Origin of the sequence: Plectonema cf. radiosum LEGE 06105 (assembly GCF_015207665.1) — a bacterium.
In the GTDB taxonomy this organism is placed as follows: Bacteria; Cyanobacteriota; Cyanobacteriia; order Cyanobacteriales; family Nostocaceae; genus Rivularia; species Rivularia radiosa_A.
In genome coordinates, this window is record NZ_JADEWL010000005.1 from 17390 (window position 1) to 42733 (window position 25344).

A 25344-nucleotide genomic window follows, 5' to 3' on the forward strand; every position below is an offset into this window, starting at 1 on the left:
TCTAAAGGTTATTAGATAGTTAATAATTAATAGTTGTTGACCAGCTAAGATGAACCACTATCCACCAACAACTATCCATTATCTAATATTCAATTCCTGGTTGTGCTTTTACAGCTTGATCGCGGAAAGGATGTTTAATTAAATTCATTTCGGTAACTAAATCAGCTCGCTCGATTAAAGATTGAGGTGCGCCTCTACCCGTAAGTATGACATGATTTCGTTCAGGTTTTTGTGATAATCCGTGTAACACCTCATCAACTCTCAAATAACCGAGTTTGATAGCGATATTAATTTCATCCAACAAAACCAACTTGTATTCTGGATTGCGAATATATTCTAATCCCTTTTCCCAAGCAGCTTGAGCTTTTTCAATATCGCGATCGCGATCTTGAGTTTCCCAAGTGAATCCCTCACCCATGGCGTGGAATACCAACTGTCCGTTTTCCTTCCAAGCACTAAATGCTTTTTTTTCGGAAGGTTCCCAAGCACCTTTGATAAATTGAATTATCGCTACTTTGTATCCGTGTCCGAGGGAACGCAGCACCATTCCCAGAGATGCTGTTGTCTTTCCTTTCCCATTACCAGTGTTGACAATAACTAAACCTTTTTCCAGTGAAGCGTCAGCAATTCTTTGGTCTTGCACTTCTTTACGTCGCTGCATTTTTTTACGATACTGTTCTGACGTTAGGGAGCTACTTTGGGCATCCTCTGATGGAGATGTGGTTAAACTAGTTTGATTCTCTTTCATAATACCCCGTATTTTTGTATTTTTAAAAAGGAGTTCCATAACCTTTTAAATTAACTTTAATAACTAACTTTAATTATTTAGGTAAAATAACCTATTGTGATATTTATATTTAATTATCTTTTCTTTACAAAAAAAATACCATTAATTAAAAGTTAGTACCAAATTTTTATTGTAAATTTTAAAGTACTCAAAAAAATATTTTCCATGAAATTAAGTGTAATAATTCCATGTCTTAACGCAGCTGATACGATTGTGGCTCAATTAGAGGCTTTAATCCAACAGCAATGCTCCGAACCTTGGGAAATTATTATTGCTGATAATGGTTCAACAGATCAAACCTTAGAGATTGTCAAACAATATCAGCAGAATCTACCTAACTTACGTATAGTTGACGCATCAGCTATTAAAGGTTCTGCTTATGCCCGTAATGTAGGTGCAAATGTAGCTTTATCAGACAATTTAGCATTTTGCGATGCTGATGATGAAGTCACTTGCTCCTGGGTAGCAGCAATGATAGAAGCACTATCCAAATATGACTTTGTAGCGGGTTGTAGCGATTATTTAAAACTAAATCAACCATGGGTAGTAAACTGTTGTGGATTAAGAGAGGCTAACGGCATCAAAGATTACGTGTATTTTCCATATGCAGCAGGTAACAATCTTGGTGTTAAACGTTTTGTTCATAATTCAGTCGGTGGATTTGATCAAACAATGCTGTTACTCCAAGACATCGATTACTGCTGGAGAATCCAAAAAACCGGCATCAAACTTGAGTCCGCAGGAAATGCAGTCATTCATTTTCGCTTTCGTAACACTGTTAAAGGTATGTACCGTAGATGTTGGAGATTAGGCTGTTATGATATTTTGCTGCATCAAAAGCATCAAAAAATGGGAATGCCTAAATTAATTAAATGGCGAAACTTGTCCAAAGATGCGGCAATTCTTCCTTTGAAATTTTTGGTGAAAGTTCGCGATCGAGACAGCTTTGTCAGATGGTTATTAGACTTGGCTTGGTTGGGAGGACATTTACAAGGTTGTATAAAGTATCATTACTTGGCGATTTAAACGAGCAACCATAAGAAATTACTCTGTTCATTGCCCATTAATTAGAGATTAAGTTCGCGATCAGATATCTGCTTTTATCAGGTTAAAGTTGCAAGAATATTTCTCACCACTATTATTTGACCTGTATGTTATACTTACCAAGGAGAATTAATTCGGTAGACAGCGTTTGTTTTTAGCATTCACAGACTTATCTCCGAAATGTAAATCTCTACACACTCATGATTTCGGAGACGATCCATGTCGATTTACGTAGGCAATCTTTCATACGACGTTACAGAGGAAAATTTGAATGCCGTCTTTGCAGAATATGGCACTGTAAGACGTGTTCAAATCCCTACTGACCGGGAAACTGGTCGCGTGCGTGGTTTTGGTTTTGTAGAAATGGGTTCAGAAGATGAAGAAGCAGCAGCTATTGAAGCTCTTGATGGTGCTGAATGGATGGGACGTGACCTGAAAGTAAATAAGGCTAGACCCAGAGAGGAAAGAAATTCCTTTGGTGGTAATCGTAGAAATAATAATTTCCGCAACCGCTACTAAACTTCATTAAGTTATCTTAAAATAGTTAATTTTTTAATTTGCTAAATTAACTTCATCAACTAACGGCTCAGGCAAGACTGCTTGGGTTTTTTTAATGGGTAAAAATCTCACAGTCTGCGTGTGATCGAGAGTATATCATAACACTAAACTTATAGTTTGGGTATGGTATTTGGGTTTAAATAATATCTTACACCAAGTTTTTATTCATACTGGGCGACTAGAAGTCGTGCGGCAGTAGCTCATGGGGGAGACTCCCCCTTCTGCGCGCTGCCTTGGCTAAACGAACCGGCACCCGTCTGCACGGGTTTATATATCAATAGTCCACCGCTACGGTGGACGTTTAATTCATGATTTGTACTTAATGCTATCTGTTGCCAATCTAGGGTCAATAATACATCGAGAAGATTCACTTTTAATTGTGACTTTTGCTCTTAATGGCTGTATTTCTACAGAAACACTTCATCTTGTTTTCCTTATTTTATATTGTCTAAAACTTGTTAAAAATCCAATTAACTTTAATGTAAAATCGGGCTGTAAAGTCGTCTATCTACCGAAAAGATTCTATAAGTATTGCTGCTCCAGCTAAACAAATTAAAATGATTCCACAACGCCAAATAATTGCAAACACTATGGGGAAAATAGTCATAGCAATTTGCCAAGTACCAAGAATTGAAGATAACCCAGCAGCAAAAATGAAACCAAATACTATAAATACAAAGTATTTGAGAGCTTTTAAAATGAGTCTGAACAGAGGATTAAATTTGTTAGTAGTCATGGTTTTTATTTTCTATTGCACGATTGTTTTATTGAGGAAGATTTGAGATATTACATCTGACCAATTAAAAAGCCGGGAAATGTCATCAAAAACACTTCACCGGCTCGTAAACTTCTAGTTTATCGAAAGCCATATTCAATTTTAGATTTTACATTTTGAGGATATGATCAAGAGTTAGTTACTCAGAAAAATGCCATTTGTTCCAAGTATTAGTAACTTGATGATACGCATTCTTGATTGGTACAACTTGCTGGGAATTTAACAAGTAGCGGTAGGTGATGTGACTACCCAAATAAACCGCTATTTCGTGATTTTTTTTCTCACTAATAATGCGAAATTCTCCGTGTCCAGTTTCACATAATGCTTGAATTAATAGAAAACTCATGTGAGAAAAGACCACAGGTAGTACAAGAGTATTTGAAGATTTAGGGGAAAGCTGATCTCCAACATCCAGGTACATCCTCATTGGCTGCGCTGTTTCTAAGAATTCTTGTAACTGTGGGAAGGTCATATTTTAGTTCTCCGCGAAAATAGCCAATCACTTGTTACCGACTTGATTCAGGTATTTGCTCCACTTTTAGAGAATCATGATTTATACCTATTATAAATGTAAACTAATTTAATGTGTCAATTCTATAAACATTTAATTCGATTAAAAAGTATTTTTTGATACAAAGCATGACATATTTTCGACTTTAGTGTTAATCTGAGGTACATTTTAAACCGATAACATTGTTAAATCGCAGAAAAAATAGTCAAAGTCTAATTGAACTTCACTGATGTGCGCCGAGTGGGGATAAAAAGTCCAAAGCTCTTCTATAAAAGAGTTTTAGGTTGATATTAAAACTGAGATTCCAAATTTAAGATGAATGTTAATGTCTCAATTTGTGTATTTGTGTGGAGATATACCAAATAAAAGTAAATTTGATTTACATTTAAATGATGCTTAATAGAGGAATATGGGCATGGATAAAGTTGGAGACCAAGAAAAGCTCCGGGAAATGCTGCTTTTCTTTTTGGAAGAAATGGGAGCGACTCAGGTAGAATTATCTGAGGGGATGGGTGTTAGTCGTCCGTTAGTGATAGATTTTCTTAGTAAAAGAAAAGAATATTTACCAGTTAGTAGTGAAGGTTTGGTCAAACTGTGTGAAAAATTGAAGAGTCACAGACCTTCTAAGAGAAAATTAAAGAAAGATACCCAAGAAGATAAATCTGTTATTACTGCTAACGAATTAAGAAAAGAATTAGGGAAAGTTGGTGCTGACGAACTGTTAGAGTCTGCTGGTTTTTTACCTGATAAAAATGAAAGTATTCGTGTTACCCCAGAAAGATTTTTTCATATTGGTCAAATAGTTACATTACTTGAACTTTTGGAATTTGAAGATTTGCTTCCTACAACCAGGGAGATTTTGACAATTACTAGTAACAAACTTACTATTGCTAGTAGAAAATTTTTTGATAATTCTTACCAAGATGAAGATGCTTTAAAAGCATTGATCAAAAAACTTGGCGAACCTCATCCGACTTTGGGATTAAAGTTAAAGTTAGAGATGATCAAAAAACTCGAAGCAGCTCAAAAAAATTTGCACAATGGTGGTAAAACAAAATTTAGCCGTAAAGAAGCGATCGCGCTGTTTCTCAGTATTTTAATTAAGCAGAGAACATCACATGAAAATTCGCTTCATGCCAGAATTAAAAAGCTGGAATTTCAAACTTTATCTCGCTCGATTGACTATACAGACGAATACTGTGACGTTTATTCTCTTTTGGAAGAAATTGCTTTTGATGCGGAGTACAAGCTCCAAACTCCCGGTTTATCGCTCCAAGAAACCTCACAGACTCGAATTTTAGATTCTCTTCAGCCCGTGGTGATGGCGATCGCTACCTGTAATTTTGGTGATAATAGGGATAATCGCGAACCTTTGGAATGGATATATACATCTAGCAACACTATGGTTGAAAACGCGATTAGTGCTTGTACTTTGAATATGGGTTTGAAGGAAGATATTTTACTGAGCATATCGACAAATACTCTTGATAGTAATATCCATTCTTTAGTGGAAACAACAGTAATTTTAGGAGATAAACAACAATATCAAGGTATTTGGGTTGATAGAGACTCAATGATTGTGATGTTACAAGCAATTGTTTGTGCTGTAAAACAATGGTTTGCGGATCAAAGACAAAATAACAAACTTGATAATGATATATATATATCAGCTTGTAGGAATCTTTCAGAATTGAGAAAGCGACTGACTCAAGTGAGAAAAGCGTTTCACAACTTTCAATTTTTAGATGAAGGATGTCAGTTATCGGAAATCAAAAAAATTGCTGAACAAGCGAAAAAACATTTATCAGATATTCCCCATGAAGATATTTACTTTACCTATCGGCTAAATTTTTACCGTTGTTACTGTTTAGCAAAGCGATTGGAATTGAGACTATCAATTTTTCAAGGTAATATGATTAATGCCAAATACTTGATTAAAGAACTTACAGAAGCTGTTGAAAATCTTGATATGTTTCAACTATATGTAGATAGAAATGAGATTGCTCCCATCGAAGCATTAATTCGTTCTGAAATTTATTTATACGACCTTTCTTGCGGACAAAATCCAGATTTATTTGCAGATAATTGTAGAAATAATTGGCTAGAGTTAAGCGAATGGAAACATAAAATTAGAGGTATTATCAATACAAATTCTTGTTATAAAGATGCGGGATTGGATGTGTATGAATCATTATCAGAAATTCACGGAAATGCAGCTAGAATGTATTTTTATGTTTCCGAGAATAGAACTACTTTGGAACAAGCAGCAAACAATTTTCTCAAAGCTGCATATTACGCATTACGTATTGGCTTAATTCAGCGCGTAGCTAGATGGATAGCTTTAGCAGGAAGAGTTTGGGTGAGATTAGGAGAGAGTAAATTATCTTTGCAGGCTTTAAAATTATCAGATCAACTGGCTAAAACTGATTTAACAACAGGTCATTGCGATAATTTTTCTCAAGCAGTCCTTTCCGAAATAAGTTTACTTAGTGGGGAATATTTACTATTAATTGAACATGATAATATTGCAGCCTTAGAAAAGTTTCTTCAAGCCTTGAAAGGTTCTATATATTTGGGTTTAAATCGGCGAATTTGCGATTCTTTATTTAATATATCGAGATGTTGTGAAACACTCAGCAATTTAAGTATTAAAGAAGGATTAAGCAGAGTGTTTTCCGAATCAGATAAATTGATTGAAGCCAACAAAAATAAACTCAATCCCATCAGTAATAATACTTCCGAAAAGGTTTTAGATTTACTTTGCGATTTATACAGTAGAGAAGACAATCCAAATTGGTTTCAAGTACGAGATAAATTTTCGACTCTTGCAGCCGAAATATGGCAAAAATGGCATCAAGATACATCCCAACCAAAACTAGAAACCATACATCCGATTTCTGAAAGAATTAAAAACGAAACTTGGCTGTCTCAAGTTGATTGAGGGGATATGATATTAACTTCAAGCTACCCTTTGAGCAAATATACTATAGATGGGTAGATGGGTTATGTAGGATTCTGGTTGGATTATTGAAAAAAATGGTGATAATTACAATAATAACTCCGGACTTCTTCCCCTTGTCTACAGGCAATTTCCCGATTCTGGGGAAACCCTACCCAGATATTCATCCTCCTGTTGCTTCTTTCTTCGCCTATCGTAGTATCCCTCATTTTTTTCTTGCTCAAAAAAGGTTTATCATAACCGTTATCACGAATTTAGGATACAAAGATTAAAGATTATTGCAAGTTTTGTTGCAATTTAATAATTTATTAATTCCGCAACCAGCGTAAAGGAGAAAATAAAAGCGTGGAGGATCGGCAAACAAGCATCACAATATTGATGGCTGATGATGACGAAGATGACTGTATGTTAGCTCGCGAAGCTTTAACAGAAAGTAGTTGGCAACATCAAATACACTTTGTTAAAGATGGTGAGGAATTAATGGATTATTTGTATCAGCGGGGAAAATATGCAAACCCTGAAAATGCACCACCTCCAGCTTTGATTTTATTAGATTTAAATATGCCTAAAAAAGATGGTCGTGAAGCACTTGTGGAAATCAAAGTCAACCCTACTTTCAAACATATTCCTGTCGTAGTACTGACAACCTCTTCATCATCAGAAGATATTGATCTTTCATATAATTTGGGTGCAAATTCTTTTATTATTAAACCAGTAACCTTCGCCTCTTTGGTTGAAGTTATGAAAACTATCGAAAAATATTGGTTTGAAATTGTAGAACTACCATATTAAACGGTGGGGAGTAAACTATGGATAGCAATCCCATCAAAGTTTTGCTAGTAGATGATGATGAAGACGATTATGTTTTAATTCGCGATTGGTTGAGCGAATTTAAGTTAGGTGAGTGCAAATTAGAATGGATAGATAATTATTTAATAGCAAAAGATGTCATAGCTTGTAAGCGACATGATATTTATCTCTTAGATTACCGTTTAGGAGCAGAAAACGGATTAAAACTGTTGCGCTTTTCCATTGAAAGTGGATGTTCTTCTCCGATTATTTTGCTTACTGGTAAAGGAGATAGAGATATAGATATTGAAGCAATGAAAGCTGGTGCAGCGGATTATTTAGAGAAAAGTCAGTTAAATGCACCTTTATTAGAGCGTTCAATTCGCTACGCTTTAGAAAGAAAACAAACCGAACAAAAAATTCGTGAACAAGCAGCATTACTTGACGTTGCTACAGATGCAATCTTTGTACGGGATTTAGATAACAAAATTTTATATTGGAACAAAGCAGCCGAACGTCTTTATGGTTGTCATAAAAGTCAAGCTATAGGTAAAAAAACAGCAGAACTTTGGCAAGAAAAGAAAATATCTGTGATTCAATCGGCTCTTAATACTTTAATAAAAAACGGTTCCTGGGAAGGAGAACTTCATCAAATGACAAAATTTGGTAAAGAAATTATCCTTGAAAGTCGCTGGACACTGTTAAAAGAATTTGAGAATAAACCACAATCTATTCTAGTTGTTAATACTGATATTACTCAGAAAAAATTATTAGAATCGCAATTTTTTCGCGCTCAGAGATTAGAGAGCATCGGTACATTAGCTAGCGGTATCGCTCATGATCTTAACAACGTACTGGCACCGATTTTGATGACAGCACAACTATTAGAATCGCAATTGGATGATCAGCGAAGTAAAAGACTTTTACCAATATTAATCAGCAATGCCAAACGTGGAGCAAACTTAGTGAAACAAGTGCTAGCTTTTACTCGTGGAGTAGAAGGCGATCGCACTTTACTACAACCAAAGCATTTAATCAATGAAATCAAGCAAGTCATTAGAGAAACATTTCCAAAAACAATTCAAGTCTCAGACGAAATACCGCAAAATCTGTGGATGATTTCTGGAGATTCAACTCAACTACATCAAGTAATGATGAACTTATGTGTAAATGCTCGTGATGCAATGCCAAATGGTGGTAAATTAACGATTTCTGCAACCAATTTTATCGTAGATAAAAATTACGCTCAAATGCATCTTGATGCAAAATTGGGTTCTTATATCATGATTTCTGTAGCCGATACTGGAGTTGGTATTTCTCCAGAAATATTAGATAGAGTTTTTGAGCCATTTTTTACGACTAAAGAATTAGGAAAAGGTACGGGATTAGGTCTTTCAACAGTACTCGGTATTGTCAAAAGTCACGGTGGATTTATTAACGTACAAAGCAATGTTAATCAAGGAAGTAATTTTCAAATATATTTACCAGCACAAGAGGTAAAAGAAATTTCAGAAGAAGTAGAAGTAGATTTACCTACAGGAGAAGGAGAATTAATTTTGGTTGTAGATGACGAAGATTCAATTCGAGATATTACCAAAACTTCATTAGAAAGCTATAATTATAAAGCAATCACAGCTAGCGATGGTATTGAAGCAATCGCTTTGTATGCAGAATATAGAGATAAAATATCTATTGTTTTAACAGATATAATTATGCCAGCAATGGATGGATTAACAACTATCCGCACACTACAAAAAATTAATCCTCAAGTCAAAATTATTGCTGTTAGCGGACTAGTTTCTAACGATAAAGTTAACGCAATTACCGATATGGGTATCAAAGCTTTTTTATCCAAACCTTACACTGCCAAACAATTATTGCAAACCATTGGTGAAGTAAAAACAGAGAATTGTTAGTGGATAGTTGACAGTTGACAGTTGACAGTTGACAGTGGATAAATAACCATCAACCAATCAACCCATCAACCAATCAACCATCAACCAATCAACTATCAACCATCAACTATCAACCATCAATTATCAACCATCAACTATCAACTATCAACCATCAACTATCAACTATCAACTATCAACTATCAATTCCCTATATTTAACTATGACTGAGCAGCGTTCATCCGTCTTAGCAGTAAATGAAGCATTTTATCGCGCTTTTGAGAAAAAAGATATTGATGCAATGGGTGAAGTATGGTGTCAAAAAGATAGTAGCCTTTGCGTTCATCCAGGATGGAGTATACTTCGTGGTTGGAAACAAGTCAGCAATTCTTGGGTAAGCATTTTTAAAAATACTCCTTATATTGAGATAAATACAGATATAATTTCCACAGAAATCCGAGGAAATATTGCCTATGTTGTATTAGTTGAAAATGTGATGCAAGTCATCAAAGGTTCAAGAATAGAAGCTGAATCTTTAGCAACCAATGTATTTGAATTACTTGATGGTAAATGGTATTTGGTTCATCATCACGCAAGTCCGGTGATGGGTAATAGGTGATCTGATTTTGGATTAGTAAAGAGTTAGGAGTTTTGAGTTAGGAGTTTTGAGTTAGGAGTTATCAATTACCAATTACCTATTACCTATTACCAATTACCATTAATCTTCAATTAATTCGACTCCATCTTTGCCGTCAGTTTCTTGTAAGTAAACTTTAACAATTTCTTCCGCTGCCGTTGGTAACTGCTTACCAATAAAATCTGGGTGAATTGGTACTTGACGATGACCTCTATCTACCAAAACAGCCAAACGAATTACTTCTGGTCTACCATATTCATTGACCGCATTCAAAGCAGCACGAGCGGTTCTCCCTTTGAATATGACATCATCCACAAGTACGACGGTTTTTCCTGTCAAATCAAAAGGTATATTAGTTTTGAACGGTGTTCTCAATCCAATTTTATCGAGGTCATCACGATAAAATGTAATATCTAAAGCTCCTACGGCAACTTTTACGTTTTCAAGTACTTCAATTTGATTTGCTAATAAATTAGCTAAGGGTACTCCTCTTGTATAAATACCGACAAGTACTAGTTGAGATAAATCGCGGGTTCTTTCGACTATTTCAGAAGCAAGTCTTCTTAAAGTGCGAGGAAGTTCTTCTGATGAAAGTATTTTAACTACTTTGAGGGACACACTCATAAACCGATATCACTGAGTCATTAATTATACGATTATTTCGGAGAAATTAGATCATCTCGAACCCATAAAATTTAAGTTTAAAGTGAATATCTGATACTTAAAACTTACTTTTCCTGACATCTAAATCTAATTTCCTATATTTATCATTACCTTTTTATTGTGAATAAGAGTAGAGATGCAACTCCCCCCAACCACAGCAAAAAGGAATATCGAGTCAGTTGTAAAGCAGTTTTAATAGAATTTAAACTAATCGGATAAATAGCATCTCCGAGTAAAGGTTTAACTTTTGCTACTCCACGATACCAATTAATACCTCCCATTTGTACACCTAAAATTGCCGCATAAGCGCATTCACTCCAGCCAGAATTAGGACTTAAATCTTTGGGTGCATCTCGCTGACAAATTTTAATTACCTTTAGAGGTTTACGAGATAACAAAGCTAGAGTTATAACTGTTAAGCGACAAGGAAGCCAAGTTAAACAATCTTCCAAACGTGCGCTAAACCACCCTAAATAAGTAAATGGAACTTCACGATAACCAATCATCGAATCAAGAGTACTGCTAGCCTTATATGCTAAAGCAAAGGTGGAAGAACCAATGAATGGAACAAAGGCACCAAGTAGAGCATAAAAAAGAGGAGCCATTACCCCATCAGTAGCGTTTTCTGTTACAGTTTCTAATACTGCGCGTAAAATTTCAAGGGAAGTCAAATTTTGGGTATCTCGACCAACAAAATTACTCAGAATCGAACGAGCTTCCTTAATATTTCCTTTTTTTAAAGGTTTAATTGTTGTTTCGGCTGCTGTTCTTAAACTTTTAAGGGCAAAACAACTAGCTAGTAAAATACTTTCGACTAAGATTCCAGCTATGGGATGAAACCACATCGTACATTGTACTATTGACCAACCAACTACACCGCTACCTATTACCAAAAATATGGTCAGAGCTATTCCGGCTAAACGTTGTGTGAAAGAATTATGGCAATATTTCAGAGCTAATTTACTTAAACGAGAAATAAACCAGCCCATAACTTGTACGGGATGAATCCAATTCCACGGATCGCCGATCAAGTAATCCAAACTAGCAGCAAGGATTAAGACAGCAGAAGAAGATGTCAAAACAGTTTTTATGGATGAATATTCCGTCAAAAATTTTCATAAAATAAATGATAATTGATAATTAAACCACAGATTAAACCACAAAACTCGCTTCTTCTCCTAAAGAAGCTTGCCAGCTGCGAGCATCATAATAAAGGTCTGCCAAAGTAATACTGTATAATGATTCTTTGAGCTTTTGAGATAGTCTGTACCAAAGACTAAAAGTTACCCAATCAACAGAAGCTTGGGGATAAGCAGTATGGTGAGGTAGAGGTTCAATTGTTTCTCCAACAGCTTCTAAAATTTCTCCTAAAGATATTTTGAGTGGTTCTCGCGCTAATTGGTATCCACCATCTTTACCGCGAATTGATTTTACCAATCCAGCACGACGCATTTCTATTAGCAGTTTTTCTAGATAAGGAGCGGGAATATTTTGACGGCTTGCAATCACCCTAGTTGAAAATGGACCATAATTTTGCTGCAAGCTCAAATCTAGTAACGCTTTTACACTGTAGTGTCCTTTTGTGGTAAGTTTCATCGCAATTTTGCAACATTGAATGTTCTACTTGTTGAATATTCACCGGAATGTGGTTATCAAACTACTTTTTTGTATCAAAGGAAGGTTATAGAAGAATATTTATCTCAATATTTTCAGCAAATTTAGATAAATATAGTGTAACAGCATAAAGTATGATAGAGCGTTTGGAGCAAGAGTTAACAGTATATAACAAACAAAAAATTGATTATATAGTTATCGTCACTGCCTTAATTTATTTAATAGCATCAATCGAGCCAAGCAATCTACATGGTCAAAATATATTGTTGGCTAATGTTATTTAATAAAAAAAATAAAAATCATCGCGATACGTGTTCTTAATAGCTCAACTTCAGTTAAAATAAAATCGATTCCACCACATCAATCATTCATTTTCAATTTAAGTTGATGGCTAAACAGAAAAAAATTGACCCCCTAGTCGGCGAAGATCTACTCAAAAAAGTTAAGGAGCTAGAAAATATAAGCAAGGAAGAAAAAGCCAAGCAGTGCGGCTACTATACCGTTACGAAAAATGGTATAGAGCGTGTTAACATGATGAAATTCTTGAATGCCCTAATTGATGCTGAGGGGATTCAGTTAGATAGCTCTTCTGGTGCTAACGGACGCGGAGGACGCAGTGCTAGCTATAGAATTAGCGTCCAGTCTAATGGTAATTTATTGATAGGTTCGGCTTATACAAAACAGATGGGTCTTGAACCAGGAGATGAGTTTATCATCACTTTAGGCAAAAAGCACATTCGTCTCAAACAAGTAGATCCAGAAGATTTAGAAGGAACTGAAGAAGAAGATTAAGCTTTTTTTTTGTAGTTCTATAATCAACACAATGAATGTTGATTATTAGATGGAGATTTTGACATCACTAGATAACAAAAAACGCCAGTCACCTCCGTTGAGGGGGCTGACCCTCCATCCAAGTGATTAATGCTAAATATATCTGTTGATGGCTACTATCGATAGATAATCGTGAAGTGGGAAACTTTTAATCACCATTACTATAAGCGTAAAAAACAACCAAGAGTAAACCTGAATGCTCAATTATTAGTTTGCTCTTGGTTAATATAGTGCTGCTCCGTAGTACATTACGGTTTCCCTTGAAAGTACATTTTCGATTCCTTATATCAATTAGTAATTTTATTAATCAAACCCTCAGCCGATATTCATCAACGATTAATATCAACAACAATATAGATGGCTGGAAAAATAGTTGAGAAAATTATTTAGATATTATTAAGTTTTTTTTGTGAAATTTTGCTTTTTTCAATCTCCCCGATTCGAGTTTGTTAATTTTGCATAATATTTTGGACATTAAATAAGAACTATGGCTTTAGCTGTATCTAATTAACAAAATCTGAAATTTACTTTAAGACAGTCTTGAAAAAAGTTTCTTTGATCAAAAAACCGTGTCTAAATTACTTTCGATAGAAAATTCACAGATAATTTGCATAACTTACGCGATCGCTTTACAAAGGTTTGGTAAAAAAACCTATATTTGCTCAGACTTTTTGTGGAGGAGATGCTTAAATAGTAAACAGTAGGTAACTCAAGCAGGGTTACAAGCTCATAACAATAAGCTTTACCGTTTAGTTTTACCCAGACTGAAATTTTGCTTTGAAAAGCGATCGACACTAAAAAATATCAATATATGAAGGTAGACAAATGTAACATTCGACACATTCCCTTTGATAAAAACAAAAATAATCGACAATTGCTTGATTCAAAATCTAAAATAGGCAAGGTCGGATTTATTCAAATATAGCTATACTCGTGTTGCACCCAGAAAAATATCCTTAACTAAAGGAATTTTTTATGTATCGCGTATTGCTTGTGTTTTATCGTATTCCGGTAGTATAAGCGCAAATTTGTCAGTTATATCAGTTGTTATACAGCGAGTAAATAGAATCAGCGGACGAGGTAGATGAATACACACACCTTTGATAATCATTACGTTACTTGCCCCATTTGCCAAAAAAATCCTGCGGGGAAAGGTTTGAAAACTTGTACTGGATTGTACAATTGCCCGTACTGTCAAGAAAGACTGGTAGTATGTCGTAGCGGTAATTTCGTGCGCGATCCGTTTCCTTTAAAGCAAATTACTCTTTCGTCTGTACTGCGTCGTCAAAGCCGACCTTTGGCACGAATTTTACGCGATTTTGTATTTTTTAAGCATCCTTTAATGGCTTTTGTATTAGGTAGCGCGATTATACTAGGCATGATTACTGCTACTCAAACAAATACCGCTGATAAAAATGGTCAAAATGTTCCTAATATAGAAAACATTTCCGATATAGAAAAAAAATAAACAATCAAGTTATTGATATTTATATATAAAACTAGTTATTTGGTAAACATTAAATATCTCTGGAAAAGATGTAGAGAAGGAGCTTATTGCAACCTCTCTACAAATATTTTGTAACTCATAATTAATTTATCAAGGTGTCCAATCATCACTTTTTCGCAGGAGTCGTATTTTTCGTAACTAAAGTCCAACCTTCTTGTTTGGCTATTTCTTCTACAGAATCTAATGGCAAAGTTTTCAGAGCATCTTCGTCAAGTAAAAAATAAGGTTTTTGATCGTGCTGCCAATAGTATTTTAAGTCATCCGGAGAAGCGGTTTTGATAGTACCATCGCTGTAAAAGTCTAATGATGGACGATGGTTGGTTGAGGAAATGTAAATCGGGGAAACTCCTGGATTTGCTTGGATTACCATTTGAACAACGGGTTTGACTGCGTAATCTTCATTAAGTTCCCACACCCAATAATTGGATTTTACGAATAATACTAAAGATACGTAAGTTCCCCATAAAATAACTTTGATGAATTGTCTGTCACCTCTTTGCGCTCTCAAAGCTGCTAAAGCCATTGTGACGCTAAAGGCTGCGAATATCAGTTGTAATTCCGATGAAGGTGTTGAACTCCAACTGAAGTAGGTGCTAGCAACAGCAGAAATTACAGCTAAAAGGCTTAACATTACTAACCACAATTTGGGTAGTGGAGTTAATAAAGGTAAATTTTCTACTTCGCCTAACTTTGCTCCAATTGCTAAAGCAATACTTGGATAAATCGGGAAAACATACCAGGGAAGCTTGGTTCCCATTACAGAAATCGCAAGTAGATAAACACACAACCAAACTAATACAAGTTTTGCCCAACTGAGATTGCGATTTTCCCAAGTAAAACGTAAAGAAGCGGGCAAAAAAATCAACCAAGGCCATGTATATTTACAAATTTCTAGTAAATAATACCAAGGGGGACCATCATGTTCTTCAACCGAAGTCCAAATACGACTCAGAGATTGATTCATTATCCCTTTACTGGTGAAAGTATCTCCGTAATTCCACCATTGTGCGCCGTACCAAAAAGCCAGTGGTATGATACCGATAAATATTCCTGTCCACATATACTTGCTCTTGAGCAATCGCGGTGTATCCCAAAACAGAAATATCATCGCCACAGCGCCTAGTAAAACACCTAAAATGCTTTTAGTCAGACAAATTAGGGCAAAACCAATACCTACTCCCAAGCAATAGCGTAAATCCCGGCGCGATCGCAATACGCACAACAGCATCACCATGAAGAAAAAAACCGCAGCACCATCTAACATAGCCAGCCTTCCGTGACGTACTACTGGCAACATTGTTAAATAAACTAAAGCGCTGTAAATAGCACAAATGCGCTGGTGGAATATTTCTCTACCAATACTATACAGAAAAGGAACTGTAAGAGCTGTTAAAATTGCACCTGGTAAACGTGTAGTCCATTCGTTTATACCTCCTAGGGAATAAGCCCAAGCAATCATTAAGTGCATCAATGGGGGCTTATTATGATATGGTTCACCTCCAAGAGTTGGAAAAAGCCATCGCATATCGCTAGCTGAGCCACGCCCCAATTCCCGCGCAACCTGTGCAATCGTGCCTTCGTCCCAGTCTCGCAGGGGCAAAACTCCGAGGTTAATAGTAAAAAGTATGACTGCGGCTATCAGCAGTATTACTATCCAGATTCGATCTACCCGCTTGTCAATACTACGATACTTGTTTTCAACAAAACCCCAAATAAAGCTTCCTTTTTGCATAATCAGCGAAAAAATCAATCGTTTTAAAGCAACTTAAATAAAGCGGAGACCTTAATCCAATCTCCAATGATAACATTAGTGAAAAACTACTATCTTTTTATTATCTCTTTAAATCTAGTTTATTTATATTTTTTTTAATTAATTTTTGATTTTTTTTCAAAAAACCAATCCGAAAAATTTTAAAAAATGTTTAGATAAATTTAATTATTGTTCACTGATAAAAAATAAGACCGAATTTTACTAACATTAATTATTCAATTCTGTGAGAGGAAAATAGGATGAATCTGCCTTTTATCTTAGATGTCGTTTTAGGTTTAATATTTACTTACTTGATTTTGAGTTTATTAGCCTCCGAGATACAGGAATTAATTGCCACATTGTTACAATGGCGTGCGGTACATCTGAGAAAATCTATTGAAATTTTGCTCGCGGGTGGTACTCGTAATTCTGAAGAAGCGAAAATAATTCAATTAGTAAATCAAATTTATAGTAATCCTTTGGTGAGAAATATTAATCAAGAAGCAAAAGGATTTTTCGCGACTTTACCTCGAAAAGCGACTTGGGCTGTTGGTTCTTTAACTCGTCCGTTAACAGCAGTACGTGCTGGAAATACTAAGAACGAAACTATTTTTGGTGATGATAAACGTAGTGGTCCATCTTATATTCCTGCCGATATTTATGCAACTACTTTGATGGAAACGTTGCAAATTCCTGAATTTTATCAAAAACTTTCGCAATCAAGATTAGAAAAATTTAAAGCTGAAAGAATCACAGAAATACAAAATATTTTATTTACTTTAGAAGGACAAATACAAGCTGATGATAAATTTACTAATTCTTTGAGTAAAATTTATCAAGAATTTGCGGAAATGCAAGATGATTTTGAGCAAATTATCGGGAATTATCACCAAAATAAAGCTACCTTGAATACTAGCATCGCTCGCATGGCAGAAAGTATAGATAGATTTATCGATACTTGGAAAATAGAAATACCAGAAAGTGAATATTCTACTAAAGCTTTGCGAAAATTGAAATTTTTAAGACAAGATATGTTTTCGTCTGAAGAAAGAGCAATTACTTTAGGAGGTTTGCAACCGAATGTTGGTGAAATTGTGCAATTAATGAAAAAAGGTAGTGGTGTTTACAATGAATTTAAAGCAGCAATTAAAGATAAAGATAGTCAAACCTATCAAAAGTTTGAGCAATTAACAGAAATTTTACCGGAATCAATTGCAGAAAATTTGACTGTTTTAGCTCATCGTACTCAAGCAAGAATTCAATCTAGAGAATCTGGGATTAATTTACTAAGACAAGAAATGCAAAACTCTTTTAACAGTTCAATGGAAAGAGCTAGTGGAGTTTATAAGCGCAATGCAAAAGGAGTCGCTTTATTAATTGGTATTACTATGGCTGTAGCAGCAAATGCCGATGCATTTCATATGGTAAGCAGACTTTCTACAGATTCAGCCTTAAGAAATACAATTGTTAATAATGCCGGACAAATAGTAGTCCAAAATAAAGAAAATTTAAAATATGTAGATATCGGAACTCTTAGAAGTCAAACAGAAGAAGCTTTATCGGATATATCTTTACCTATTGGTTGGACTGAAGTTAACATTAGACAGCAAATAGGTTTATTACCATCACCGAATGCTAATCCGATATCTTTTCTCAGATTTGCACGAGCAATTCCCGGTTGGATTCTCAGCGGTATTGCGATCGCAATGGGTGCGCCTTTTTGGTTTGATTTAATTGGTAAAATTGCTAATGTGCGGAATACTGGGAAAAAGCCTTAAACAGTCAACAGTGAACAGTGAACAGTTATCAGTTAACAGTTATCAACCATCAACCAACAACCAACAACTAACAACTAACAACCAACAACTAACAACCAACAACTAACAATCATCAACCAACCACCAACTTTTAAAAAATAAATATAATTTGTAAATTCCAATCTTTATCTTGACGAATAATTTCGATTTGATGAATAAATTCTCGAAAATAAAATCTTCGTTCTGTTTCTGATAAGTCTAACCAGAATTGTGGGATGGAAACGGCTTGAGCGACGGAGCGTAAATTTACTGGTGGTAAAATTGCTAATTCGGCTTGGAGTGTAGATATTTCGATGCGGAGTTTATAAGCTCTGATTTTGCAAGTTTCTTCATCTAAGATACCAGTTTCTACTAAAGTCGGTATTTGTGCTAATATTTTTTGTTGATGAATTATAGCTTCAGTTAAATTATTTTTTACCCGATCAAAATAGGGAAAATTAATTTTTTCTACTGCTTGAGGTAAGTCACGACAAACTGTTTCAATTGTATTTTGTAGTACTTCTTGGTAAGAAATAGCACGACATTTGGGATTTTGAGAACAGTTAATAGGACGTAAATAAAGATACTCTTTTTTTTGTCTGTGGAGCGTGACGCGAGTAACATTCATATGCGATCGACATTCGCTACATACAACCAAACCCGCTAGAGAACGCGGCGCACTTGCGGTACGACAGGGTAAACGACTGTTGCGACGCAAAAGCCGATCAACTTGCGCTGCTTCTTCACGAGAAATTATTGCACTGTGGGTATCACGGATAATTTCTCCATTTCGGTAAGCCGTATCACCACGATATACGGGATTAGATAACCAACGTCTTCCAGTAGTAACGGAGATTTTTTTAGCGTATTTTTTTACTAAATGTCTTACAGCCCCTCGCAACGAACCATAAAGTAAAAAGTGATCAAAAAATTCTTTAACTACCGGGGAAGTACTGCGGTCAATTGTATATTTTGCTTTGCCGCGACGGTAACCGTAGGGTGCTTTACCAGGTGGTGGTGCAGCATCCAAACGATTGCGTGCGTACGCTTGACGAATGCGATCGCTATGTTTTTGTCGCTGAATTTCGTGTAATAGTTTAAGTAAATTAGCGTGGGTATTAGTAGCTTTTGTAGTGGAGTTGTAATTTTGTTCTACCGCAACGAGGGTGATTCCCATTGCTTCAAGTTGAGAAAGATGCGATGTTACTTCCTCTACACTATCTCCCAACTCTTCCAAACGTCGGATCAAAAGGCAATTTGGAGGATTTATTTGACAGTCTTTAAATAATTGCTGTAGTTCTGACCTTTTTCCCAAATCTTGATAAATTCTATCAACCTCCCAACCTAAGCTTACAGGTTCGGGAGTTTGTTCTAATAAAGGATCGCTGTAAGTATATGCGAACTTCATCTTTAAAGGTCAAAGGTTAAAGGTTAAAGCTTAAAATTGGTAATAAACAACTGTCAACTGTCAACTGTCAACTGTCAACTCAATAATATTCCCATCTGGGTCTTGGGTAAATAAAGCTCGACGACCGGAAGCACTTGGTTGAATCGGACAGTTATAATTTAATAACCGCTCTTTAGCGGCATCTAAGTCGGAAACTGAAAAAGCAATGTGGGGGTTGCGTCCCCATTTTTCATTTTGGGGATGGTTGGGAAGTGAAGATGCTACTATCAGGTGTAATTGATATTTGCCGACTTGATACCAACTACCGGGGAAATTCCGCGATCGCTCTGTTTTAGGTAATTTTAGTACTTCTCCATAGAAATGCTCGGCGCGATTTAAGTCACTGACGAGAATGGCTGCGTGCAAACATTGAGTAATTTGCATTTTGAGTGATGTATTTATAAAACTGCTACTACTTTAATTAAACAGGAAATAGGGAGCTCTTAGCTCTTAGCTCTTAGTAGGGAATAGGCAATAGGCAAGCCCTAAGTAATCATCCCGACTTGATATAACAACTGTCCACTGTCAGTTATCAACTGTCAACTGTCAACTGTCCACTATCATTCAAAACCCTTGCATTTCTACTAATTCTATACATAAATCATTAATCTTTTCTAAATCTGGTTTGTCAGGTAAAGCTGATTCTTGATAAACTCTCTCCATTTCAGCTACTAAATCTTCTGCCATTTGCATTAATTTATCGTAGGAATATTCGCCGTTAAGAATTGCTTTTAAATCTGCTGCATCACCGATTGTTCTTCTATCCACAATTACTTCTTGAGTACGTAATATTTCTAAGCCACTACGTAACAATCGAATGCAATGCATCCCGTGTTTGAGGTCATAACCGGAAGATTTTTCCATTCCCGCTCTTTGAGGGTTTCTATTTTCTTTCCATGATTGATAAGCTTTCCATTCTCTCAAGGCTACTTGATATTTCTGACTTTTTTGCAGTAACCGAATAAAATCTTTACGGCTATTAGTATATTGCTGAGTTTTTTCTACGGTTTCATCTAGTAAAGGATGTTGTTTTAACATTCCTTTGAAGTCGATATCCGCCGTCAATAATTTGTAAAGCTGTTCTGCTTCTTCTAAAAATTCAATTTTACCCCTAATTAATAGATAGAGATATTCTAGAAAAGCGTTTAATTCTTCTTTTGCTAAAGGTGTTTCGTCTTCTATGTCAAAATCTGATGGTAATGGTTTAGATTGCGGTGGATTTAATAACCACCTACGATGGGTTTCTATTTTTTTGATTTGAGCAAAAGCATAACCAGAATAAGTATGCTTAACTTTTTTACTCAAAAATAGCTGACGATGATTAATTAAATGCTGTCCAACTGGTGTTAAAACTGGATATTCACTTAACCACAATAATTCTAAAACATTGGGGTTTGCTCCTGCTAATAACTGGATAACTTTTCTTAGTTCATAAATAACAGTATCTTGGCTATTATCTAAAAAAGAATGTATTCCCGGTTCGCTCCAACCGTTATCTTTTTGCTCGATACCTTTATCAAATCCCAAATAATATTGTTTAGGGGCAATAAATACACCCCTCCAATCGTAATCGGAATCGGGACGATTTAATCCGTAACCGTGACTTCCCGCTAAGCCTACAAATATAGTTCTCGCTTCTACTTCTATTCTTTTCATATTCGATTGCGAAAAATAGATTTGATCAATAATCTCTCTGTTATACAAGTAAAATCGTCATGTCTATATCTGTCGAAAAAATACAACCAAACATGAAACTAATTGTATTTTCTGGTATTCCTGGCACTGGCAAAAGTACTTTATCAGAAGCAATAGGGCATTCTTTGAAAATACCAGTTTTTGCCCTCGATTGGATGCTAGGAACCTTAGTCCAGTTTCGCGTTCCTAATCAAGATAATTTTGTGATTACCTATCAAAGCTTTACAAAACTGCAAATTTTTCCTAAAAACCACGAATAGAATAATGATATTCCATGCAATTAAACCGTTCTGATACGTTCAGATAAATTTTAATCCCCTTTTCAATTTTTGACAACAAACGCTGACATCTTTAATTGAGATAGCTATCGAAAAAACTATTTCAAGGGCTAAAATTATCGAATTAGCTTGAGACCGACAATTAATATTAATTTACTAAAATCTATATAGTTAAGTTTTTTATTCCGTTTCTATTCCAATTTGTATAGTTTTTCAATAATTCTCATACTTGAGAAATATAAACCAATATCAATCCAAAGATAGTAGGATGTCTAATTATTTTTCGCAATCATTAATAACATAATCTGAACTTGTTCAAAAGGCTTGCCCATCAGCTAGCTATTTGCTAGAAAGTACAGAGTGCAATGTATTTATTATTGCCATGAGATAGTTATGACTACTTTAAATCGTTCCGTTTCAAGTTGTAGATGCTGCGAACACTATACGCCTGTAGGACAGCGTGGAGGGACTTGCGGTCTATTAAATAATGCTTTAGTTAAAAGCCACTGGAAAGCTTGTTCTTTTTATAACCCGATGTTTAATGCTTCGGCAAGAATAAATAACCCTGACTACGCTTTATTAAGTTGCTAAAAATTTATAACTATTATCTGCTTTCATATTTCGCAATAAATTAACAATTCATGCCATTCACTGAATTTTTTATATAAATCAAAATATCTCGCAGAGCTTGCGGTGCAAAGTCTCTAACCGATTTATCAATATCATCTTTCTTCGGGAAAAGGTATCAGATAAATTTTCTTAACTTTTAACTTCCCCATCCGGATTGGGCAACCTAAAACTTGCAAAATGCCCGGTGGTAATAGTATGATTGTCTGTCGGCTATCTAATTCCTGCTCGGATCAGGTAGGCACGTTGTAAAAGCTGGTTATACAAATTTGTAAAGACGGGATACGAATGCGTTTTGAAGAATTTGGAGCCAGCTACCTGTACGGCAACCTTAAGGATAAATAAATGAGTTACGCAATTATTGAAACTGGTGGAAAACAATTAAAAGTTGAGCCAGGTCGTTTTTACGATATTGAATTACTGCACAACGAACCGGACGACAAAGTTACTATAGATGCAGTTTTATTTGTGCAGCACGACGGTGAAATTACTGTCGGACAACCTCTGGTGTCGGGAGCAACAGTAGAAGGAACGGTGATGCGGCACTATAGAGGTCGCAAAGTCTTGGTATACAAGATGAAGCCGAAAAAGAAAACCCGTAAAAAACGGGGTCATCGTCAAGAAATCACTCGTTTGATGATTGATTCCATTAGTATGAATGGTACGGCGATCGCACAAGCTCAAAATACTGCTACCAATGAGGCTGAAGAACAACCTGCTGAAGCCGTAACAGAGTAAAGTTGTTGCAGAATAGGACATAGGGTATAAGGAGATGAGAAGATGGGTAATAAGTAATAAATTCTTATTTATTACTCCTAAATCCTCACTCCTCACTCCTAACTTTACTTAATACTAAATATCATCAAAAGGAGAAAATTATGGCTCATAAGAAGGGAACAGGTAGTACTCGTAACGGACGCGACTCTAATGCTCAGCGTCTTGGTGTAAAACGCTATGGTAGTGAAACCGTTCGCGCTGGAAATATTTTGGTACGGCAACGTGGTACTAAATATCACCCCGGCAACAATGTTGGTATCGGTAAAGATGATACTTTGTTTGCTTTGATTGACGGTGTTGTAGCTTTTGAAAGAAAAGGTAAAACCCGTCAGAAAGTTAGCGTTTACGCAAGTGTTAGTCAGCCTGAAACAGCAGCCGCTGCTTCCTAAGTACGATTTGAATTTAATTAAATATATTCTTAGGACGGGTGTTTTGCTCGTCTTATTTTTTTGTATTTAACTGTATTTAAAAACTCTAATTCGACCACGGATTAAAAGAGATTTCAAGGATTTCACGGATTTAATTACTAGTTATCAGTTAACAATTACCCATTACCAATTCCCCATTACCAATTACCCATTACCAATTCCCCATTACCCATTACCAATTCCCCATTACCAATTACCCATTACCAATTCCCCATTACCAATTACCCATTACCAATTAATAAACTTAATTGATGCAATAATAATCCTAACATCAAACCTGCTATTGAAAACGCAGAGGTAAAGCAGAAGGCTTGTATTTGTTTAAATCTGGCTATTTGTAAATCTAATCTGACTAAAAGGGTTGCGCTAAACATTAGCAAGATATTAAGAAAAATTCGGAAGCGGGCAAAAATAAGAAAGAATAGAAAAGCACCTAAAACAGCTAACCCAAAAGTTTTAAGCTTTGTGTTAAATAAAAAACGAAAATATTTGGTAGTTTTTGACCAAGGAGTAGTTAAGGCTGCAATTAAAAATAACCCACCAATTATAATTAATACCCATAGGAGTATCGACAGTTTTTCTTGAGATAATATCCACCCAAATACACTGTAGGTCAGTAGTACAAGTCCGAGAGAAAGCCAAGGAAGTCTTTTAATCATAGACATCATAACTATGTCAGGTGAATTACCAATTTAATTTTTAACTATCTACCAAATATCTACAAAATATCTATATATTTATCCATGGAGAGAAATGGTAAATTTATATCTGATATATTGCAATATAAATTAAGTATCTCACCGAGGCAATGTGTAACTATTAGTACATTTTACTGCATAGGACAATTTATTTTACTTCAGATTTTGGCTGTGATGCCGTAAACTATAACTCTATATTTGACATTGAAGCGAGAACGGGAACCTTATGATATTTGATTAAAGGATAGAGCAGGACTTTATAACAAATTGCTTAAATGCTTAAATATGTTCTTAAACATTTGTAAACTGATATCAGCTAAGTTGCGGCTTATCATATATTGTTAAGGAATTATCATGAGAGAATCTGTGATTGCGGAGCGGGTCTGCCTTATAAGTCATGTTTTGGCGAAGGTTTTTGGACTGATAGGTATTATGTTGGTCATACCTAACGCCAAAATGATTTTGAGTTTTGGAAATGTAGGAGAAACAGCCATGCAGTTGAGTATGGCTAATGGTGGTGTGGTAGATATTATTTTTGGAATCATCGCCGTTTCAATTTATGCGTGTCGGGTATTAGGATGGCGTAGTTGGCTGGGTTTTCTAGTGCCTTCTGTTTTAATATCAGTTGGTAGCGAATTACTGGGAACTAGTACTGGATTTCCTTTCGGCGATTACAGTTATCTAAGCGGTTTGGGTTATAAGATTGGAGGATTGGTTCCGTTTACGATACCTTTATCTTGGTTTTATGTGGGTTTGTCAGCTTACTTAATTGCTCGGAGCGGTTTAAAGGTAGCAGAAAAACCAAGCTTGATGCGTCATATTGCGGCGATCGCCATTGGTGCTTTACTGTTCACCAGTTGGGATTTTGCTCTTGAACCAGCGATGAGTCAAACTGCTTTTCCTTTTTGGTATTGGGAAAGTCCGGGAGCTTTCTTTGGAACACCTTACCAAAATTATCTTGGTTGGTTCGGTACTAGCGCATTATTTATGAGTGTCGCGGCTTTGATATGGGGAAATACCCCAATTAAATTATGGCGAGATCAATTAGTTTTACCTCTGATTGTTTACCTAAGTAACTTTATTTTTGCAGCGGGATTAAGTTTGGGAGATGGTTTCATCGTCCCAGTTTCTTTGGGTTTAATTTTGGGTGTTGTTCCTGCTGTAAGTTTATGGTTGAGAAGTTCCACCGCACCAACATCTTATATTGATGGAGTGGAAAATACAGCTTCAGAAGTTGCGGTAGCTTCACTCAAAGTTGCTGTGAAGTAACAAAAAAATAGA

The 25344-nt window shown here is 35.6% G+C and carries 25 protein-coding genes; 14 read left to right on the plus strand and 11 right to left on the minus strand.

All coding sequences use genetic code 11. From position 1 onward, the window contains the following. Positions 1 to 82 precede the first annotated feature (82 nt). Complete coding sequence (gene cobO, locus IQ247_RS02365) at positions 83 to 748, minus strand: cob(I)yrinic acid a,c-diamide adenosyltransferase (RefSeq protein ID WP_228059417.1); 666 nt, start codon at positions 746 to 748, stop codon at positions 83 to 85. 204 nt (positions 749 to 952) lie between these two features. Between cobO and IQ247_RS02370 the strand changes: the two genes are divergently transcribed. Both IQ247_RS02370 and rbp read left to right on the plus strand, forming a co-directional pair. Beyond that, the gene (locus IQ247_RS02370; protein ID WP_193916653.1) at positions 953 to 1813 is read left to right on the plus strand and encodes a glycosyltransferase family 2 protein; all 861 of its coding nucleotides are present in this window, start codon (positions 953 to 955) and stop codon (positions 1811 to 1813) included. A gap of 237 nt (positions 1814 to 2050) precedes the next feature. Next, the gene (gene rbp / locus IQ247_RS02375) at positions 2051 to 2350 is read left to right on the plus strand and encodes an RNA-binding regulator (RefSeq protein ID WP_193916655.1); all 300 of its coding nucleotides are present in this window, start codon (positions 2051 to 2053) and stop codon (positions 2348 to 2350) included. Positions 2351 to 2897: 547 nt separating this feature from the next. Here the strand turns inward: rbp and IQ247_RS02380 are convergent. Both IQ247_RS02380 and IQ247_RS02385 read right to left on the minus strand, forming a co-directional pair. After that, on the minus strand, positions 2898 to 3125 hold the full coding sequence (locus IQ247_RS02380; protein ID WP_193916657.1) for a hypothetical protein: 228 nt from the start codon (positions 3123 to 3125) through the stop codon (positions 2898 to 2900). Between the two features lie 178 nt (positions 3126 to 3303). Then, complete coding sequence (locus IQ247_RS02385; protein WP_193916659.1) at positions 3304 to 3636, minus strand: hypothetical protein; 333 nt, start codon at positions 3634 to 3636, stop codon at positions 3304 to 3306. Between the two features lie 454 nt (positions 3637 to 4090). Here IQ247_RS02385 and IQ247_RS02390 point away from each other — a divergent pair, with 454 nt between their 5' ends. The 4 genes from IQ247_RS02390 to IQ247_RS02405 all read left to right on the plus strand — a co-directional run bounded on the left by IQ247_RS02390 (position 4091) and on the right by IQ247_RS02405 (position 9934). Further along, entirely contained in the window at positions 4091 to 6616 is a 2526-nt protein-coding gene (locus IQ247_RS02390) for a hypothetical protein (protein WP_228059418.1), read from the plus strand. A gap of 363 nt (positions 6617 to 6979) precedes the next feature. Next, on the plus strand, positions 6980 to 7426 hold the full coding sequence (locus IQ247_RS02395; RefSeq protein WP_193916663.1) for a response regulator: 447 nt from the start codon (positions 6980 to 6982) through the stop codon (positions 7424 to 7426). 17 nt (positions 7427 to 7443) lie between these two features. Continuing rightward, on the plus strand, positions 7444 to 9339 hold the full coding sequence (locus tag IQ247_RS02400) for a hybrid sensor histidine kinase/response regulator (protein ID WP_193916665.1): 1896 nt from the start codon (positions 7444 to 7446) through the stop codon (positions 9337 to 9339). Positions 9340 to 9538: 199 nt separating this feature from the next. Further along, entirely contained in the window at positions 9539 to 9934 is a 396-nt protein-coding gene (locus IQ247_RS02405) for a nuclear transport factor 2 family protein (RefSeq protein WP_193916667.1), read from the plus strand. A 99-nt stretch (positions 9935 to 10033) separates the two neighbouring features. Here IQ247_RS02405 and pyrR read toward each other — a convergent pair whose 3' ends face one another. From pyrR to IQ247_RS02420, 3 genes are all read right to left on the minus strand, one after another. Then, positions 10034 to 10576 carry a bifunctional pyr operon transcriptional regulator/uracil phosphoribosyltransferase PyrR gene (pyrR, locus tag IQ247_RS02410; protein ID WP_228059419.1) on the minus strand — a complete coding sequence of 181 codons (543 nt, stop codon included), beginning with the start codon at positions 10574 to 10576 and terminating at the stop codon, positions 10034 to 10036. A gap of 146 nt (positions 10577 to 10722) precedes the next feature. Further along, positions 10723 to 11694, minus strand: a complete 972-nt coding sequence (gene cbiB, locus IQ247_RS02415) for an adenosylcobinamide-phosphate synthase CbiB (RefSeq protein ID WP_193916669.1) — start codon at positions 11692 to 11694, stop codon at positions 10723 to 10725. A 73-nt stretch (positions 11695 to 11767) separates the two neighbouring features. Next, positions 11768 to 12211: an RrF2 family transcriptional regulator gene (locus IQ247_RS02420; RefSeq protein WP_193916672.1), complete on the minus strand. Its 444-nt coding sequence runs from the start codon at positions 12209 to 12211 to the stop codon at positions 11768 to 11770. A 405-nt stretch (positions 12212 to 12616) separates the two neighbouring features. On the opposite strand from IQ247_RS02420, the gene IQ247_RS02425 reads away from it, so the two are divergent. Both IQ247_RS02425 and IQ247_RS02430 read left to right on the plus strand, forming a co-directional pair. Continuing rightward, positions 12617 to 13021, plus strand: coding sequence for an AbrB/MazE/SpoVT family DNA-binding domain-containing protein (locus tag IQ247_RS02425; RefSeq protein WP_193916674.1), 405 nt, complete (start codon positions 12617 to 12619; stop codon positions 13019 to 13021). Between the two features lie 1123 nt (positions 13022 to 14144). Beyond that, entirely contained in the window at positions 14145 to 14528 is a 384-nt protein-coding gene (locus tag IQ247_RS02430; protein WP_193916676.1) for a hypothetical protein, read from the plus strand. Positions 14529 to 14673: 145 nt separating this feature from the next. Here IQ247_RS02430 and IQ247_RS02435 read toward each other — a convergent pair whose 3' ends face one another. Beyond that, on the minus strand, positions 14674 to 16299 hold the full coding sequence (locus IQ247_RS02435) for an ArnT family glycosyltransferase (protein WP_193916678.1): 1626 nt from the start codon (positions 16297 to 16299) through the stop codon (positions 14674 to 14676). A 278-nt stretch (positions 16300 to 16577) separates the two neighbouring features. On the opposite strand from IQ247_RS02435, the gene IQ247_RS02440 reads away from it, so the two are divergent. Beyond that, positions 16578 to 18095: a hypothetical protein gene (locus tag IQ247_RS02440; RefSeq protein WP_193916680.1), complete on the plus strand. Its 1518-nt coding sequence runs from the start codon at positions 16578 to 16580 to the stop codon at positions 18093 to 18095. Between the two features lie 130 nt (positions 18096 to 18225). Here the strand turns inward: IQ247_RS02440 and IQ247_RS02445 are convergent, their stop codons facing one another. From IQ247_RS02445 to IQ247_RS02455, 3 genes are all read right to left on the minus strand, one after another. Further along, on the minus strand, positions 18226 to 19521 hold the full coding sequence (locus tag IQ247_RS02445) for a recombinase family protein (RefSeq protein ID WP_193916682.1): 1296 nt from the start codon (positions 19519 to 19521) through the stop codon (positions 18226 to 18228). Positions 19522 to 19581: 60 nt separating this feature from the next. Further along, positions 19582 to 19944, minus strand: coding sequence for a VOC family protein (locus IQ247_RS02450; RefSeq protein ID WP_193916684.1), 363 nt, complete (start codon positions 19942 to 19944; stop codon positions 19582 to 19584). A 180-nt stretch (positions 19945 to 20124) separates the two neighbouring features. After that, on the minus strand, positions 20125 to 21216 hold the full coding sequence (locus tag IQ247_RS02455; protein ID WP_193916686.1) for a nucleotidyltransferase domain-containing protein: 1092 nt from the start codon (positions 21214 to 21216) through the stop codon (positions 20125 to 20127). 59 nt (positions 21217 to 21275) lie between these two features. On the opposite strand from IQ247_RS02455, the gene IQ247_RS02460 reads away from it, so the two are divergent. From IQ247_RS02460 to rpmA, 4 genes are all read left to right on the plus strand, one after another. Further along, positions 21276 to 21515, plus strand: coding sequence for an AAA family ATPase (locus IQ247_RS02460; RefSeq protein WP_193916688.1), 240 nt, complete (start codon positions 21276 to 21278; stop codon positions 21513 to 21515). A gap of 411 nt (positions 21516 to 21926) precedes the next feature. Continuing rightward, positions 21927 to 22124: a hypothetical protein gene (locus IQ247_RS02465; RefSeq protein WP_193916690.1), complete on the plus strand. Its 198-nt coding sequence runs from the start codon at positions 21927 to 21929 to the stop codon at positions 22122 to 22124. A gap of 381 nt (positions 22125 to 22505) precedes the next feature. Next, positions 22506 to 22898 (plus strand): 50S ribosomal protein L21, encoded by a 393-nt coding sequence (gene rplU, locus IQ247_RS02470; RefSeq protein WP_193916692.1) that lies wholly within the window; start codon positions 22506 to 22508, stop codon positions 22896 to 22898. A gap of 140 nt (positions 22899 to 23038) precedes the next feature. Further along, a complete protein-coding gene (gene rpmA, locus IQ247_RS02475; protein WP_193916694.1) occupies positions 23039 to 23326 on the plus strand; it encodes a 50S ribosomal protein L27 in 288 nt (95 codons plus the stop codon). 260 nt (positions 23327 to 23586) lie between these two features. On the opposite strand, the gene IQ247_RS02480 is transcribed toward rpmA, so the two are convergent. Beyond that, entirely contained in the window at positions 23587 to 24024 is a 438-nt protein-coding gene (locus IQ247_RS02480) for a hypothetical protein (protein WP_228059420.1), read from the minus strand. 393 nt (positions 24025 to 24417) lie between these two features. Here IQ247_RS02480 and cruF point away from each other — a divergent pair, with 393 nt between their 5' ends. Next, positions 24418 to 25332: a gamma-carotene 1'-hydroxylase CruF gene (gene cruF, locus IQ247_RS02485; RefSeq protein WP_193916696.1), complete on the plus strand. Its 915-nt coding sequence runs from the start codon at positions 24418 to 24420 to the stop codon at positions 25330 to 25332. Positions 25333 to 25344: the final 12 nt, after the last annotated feature.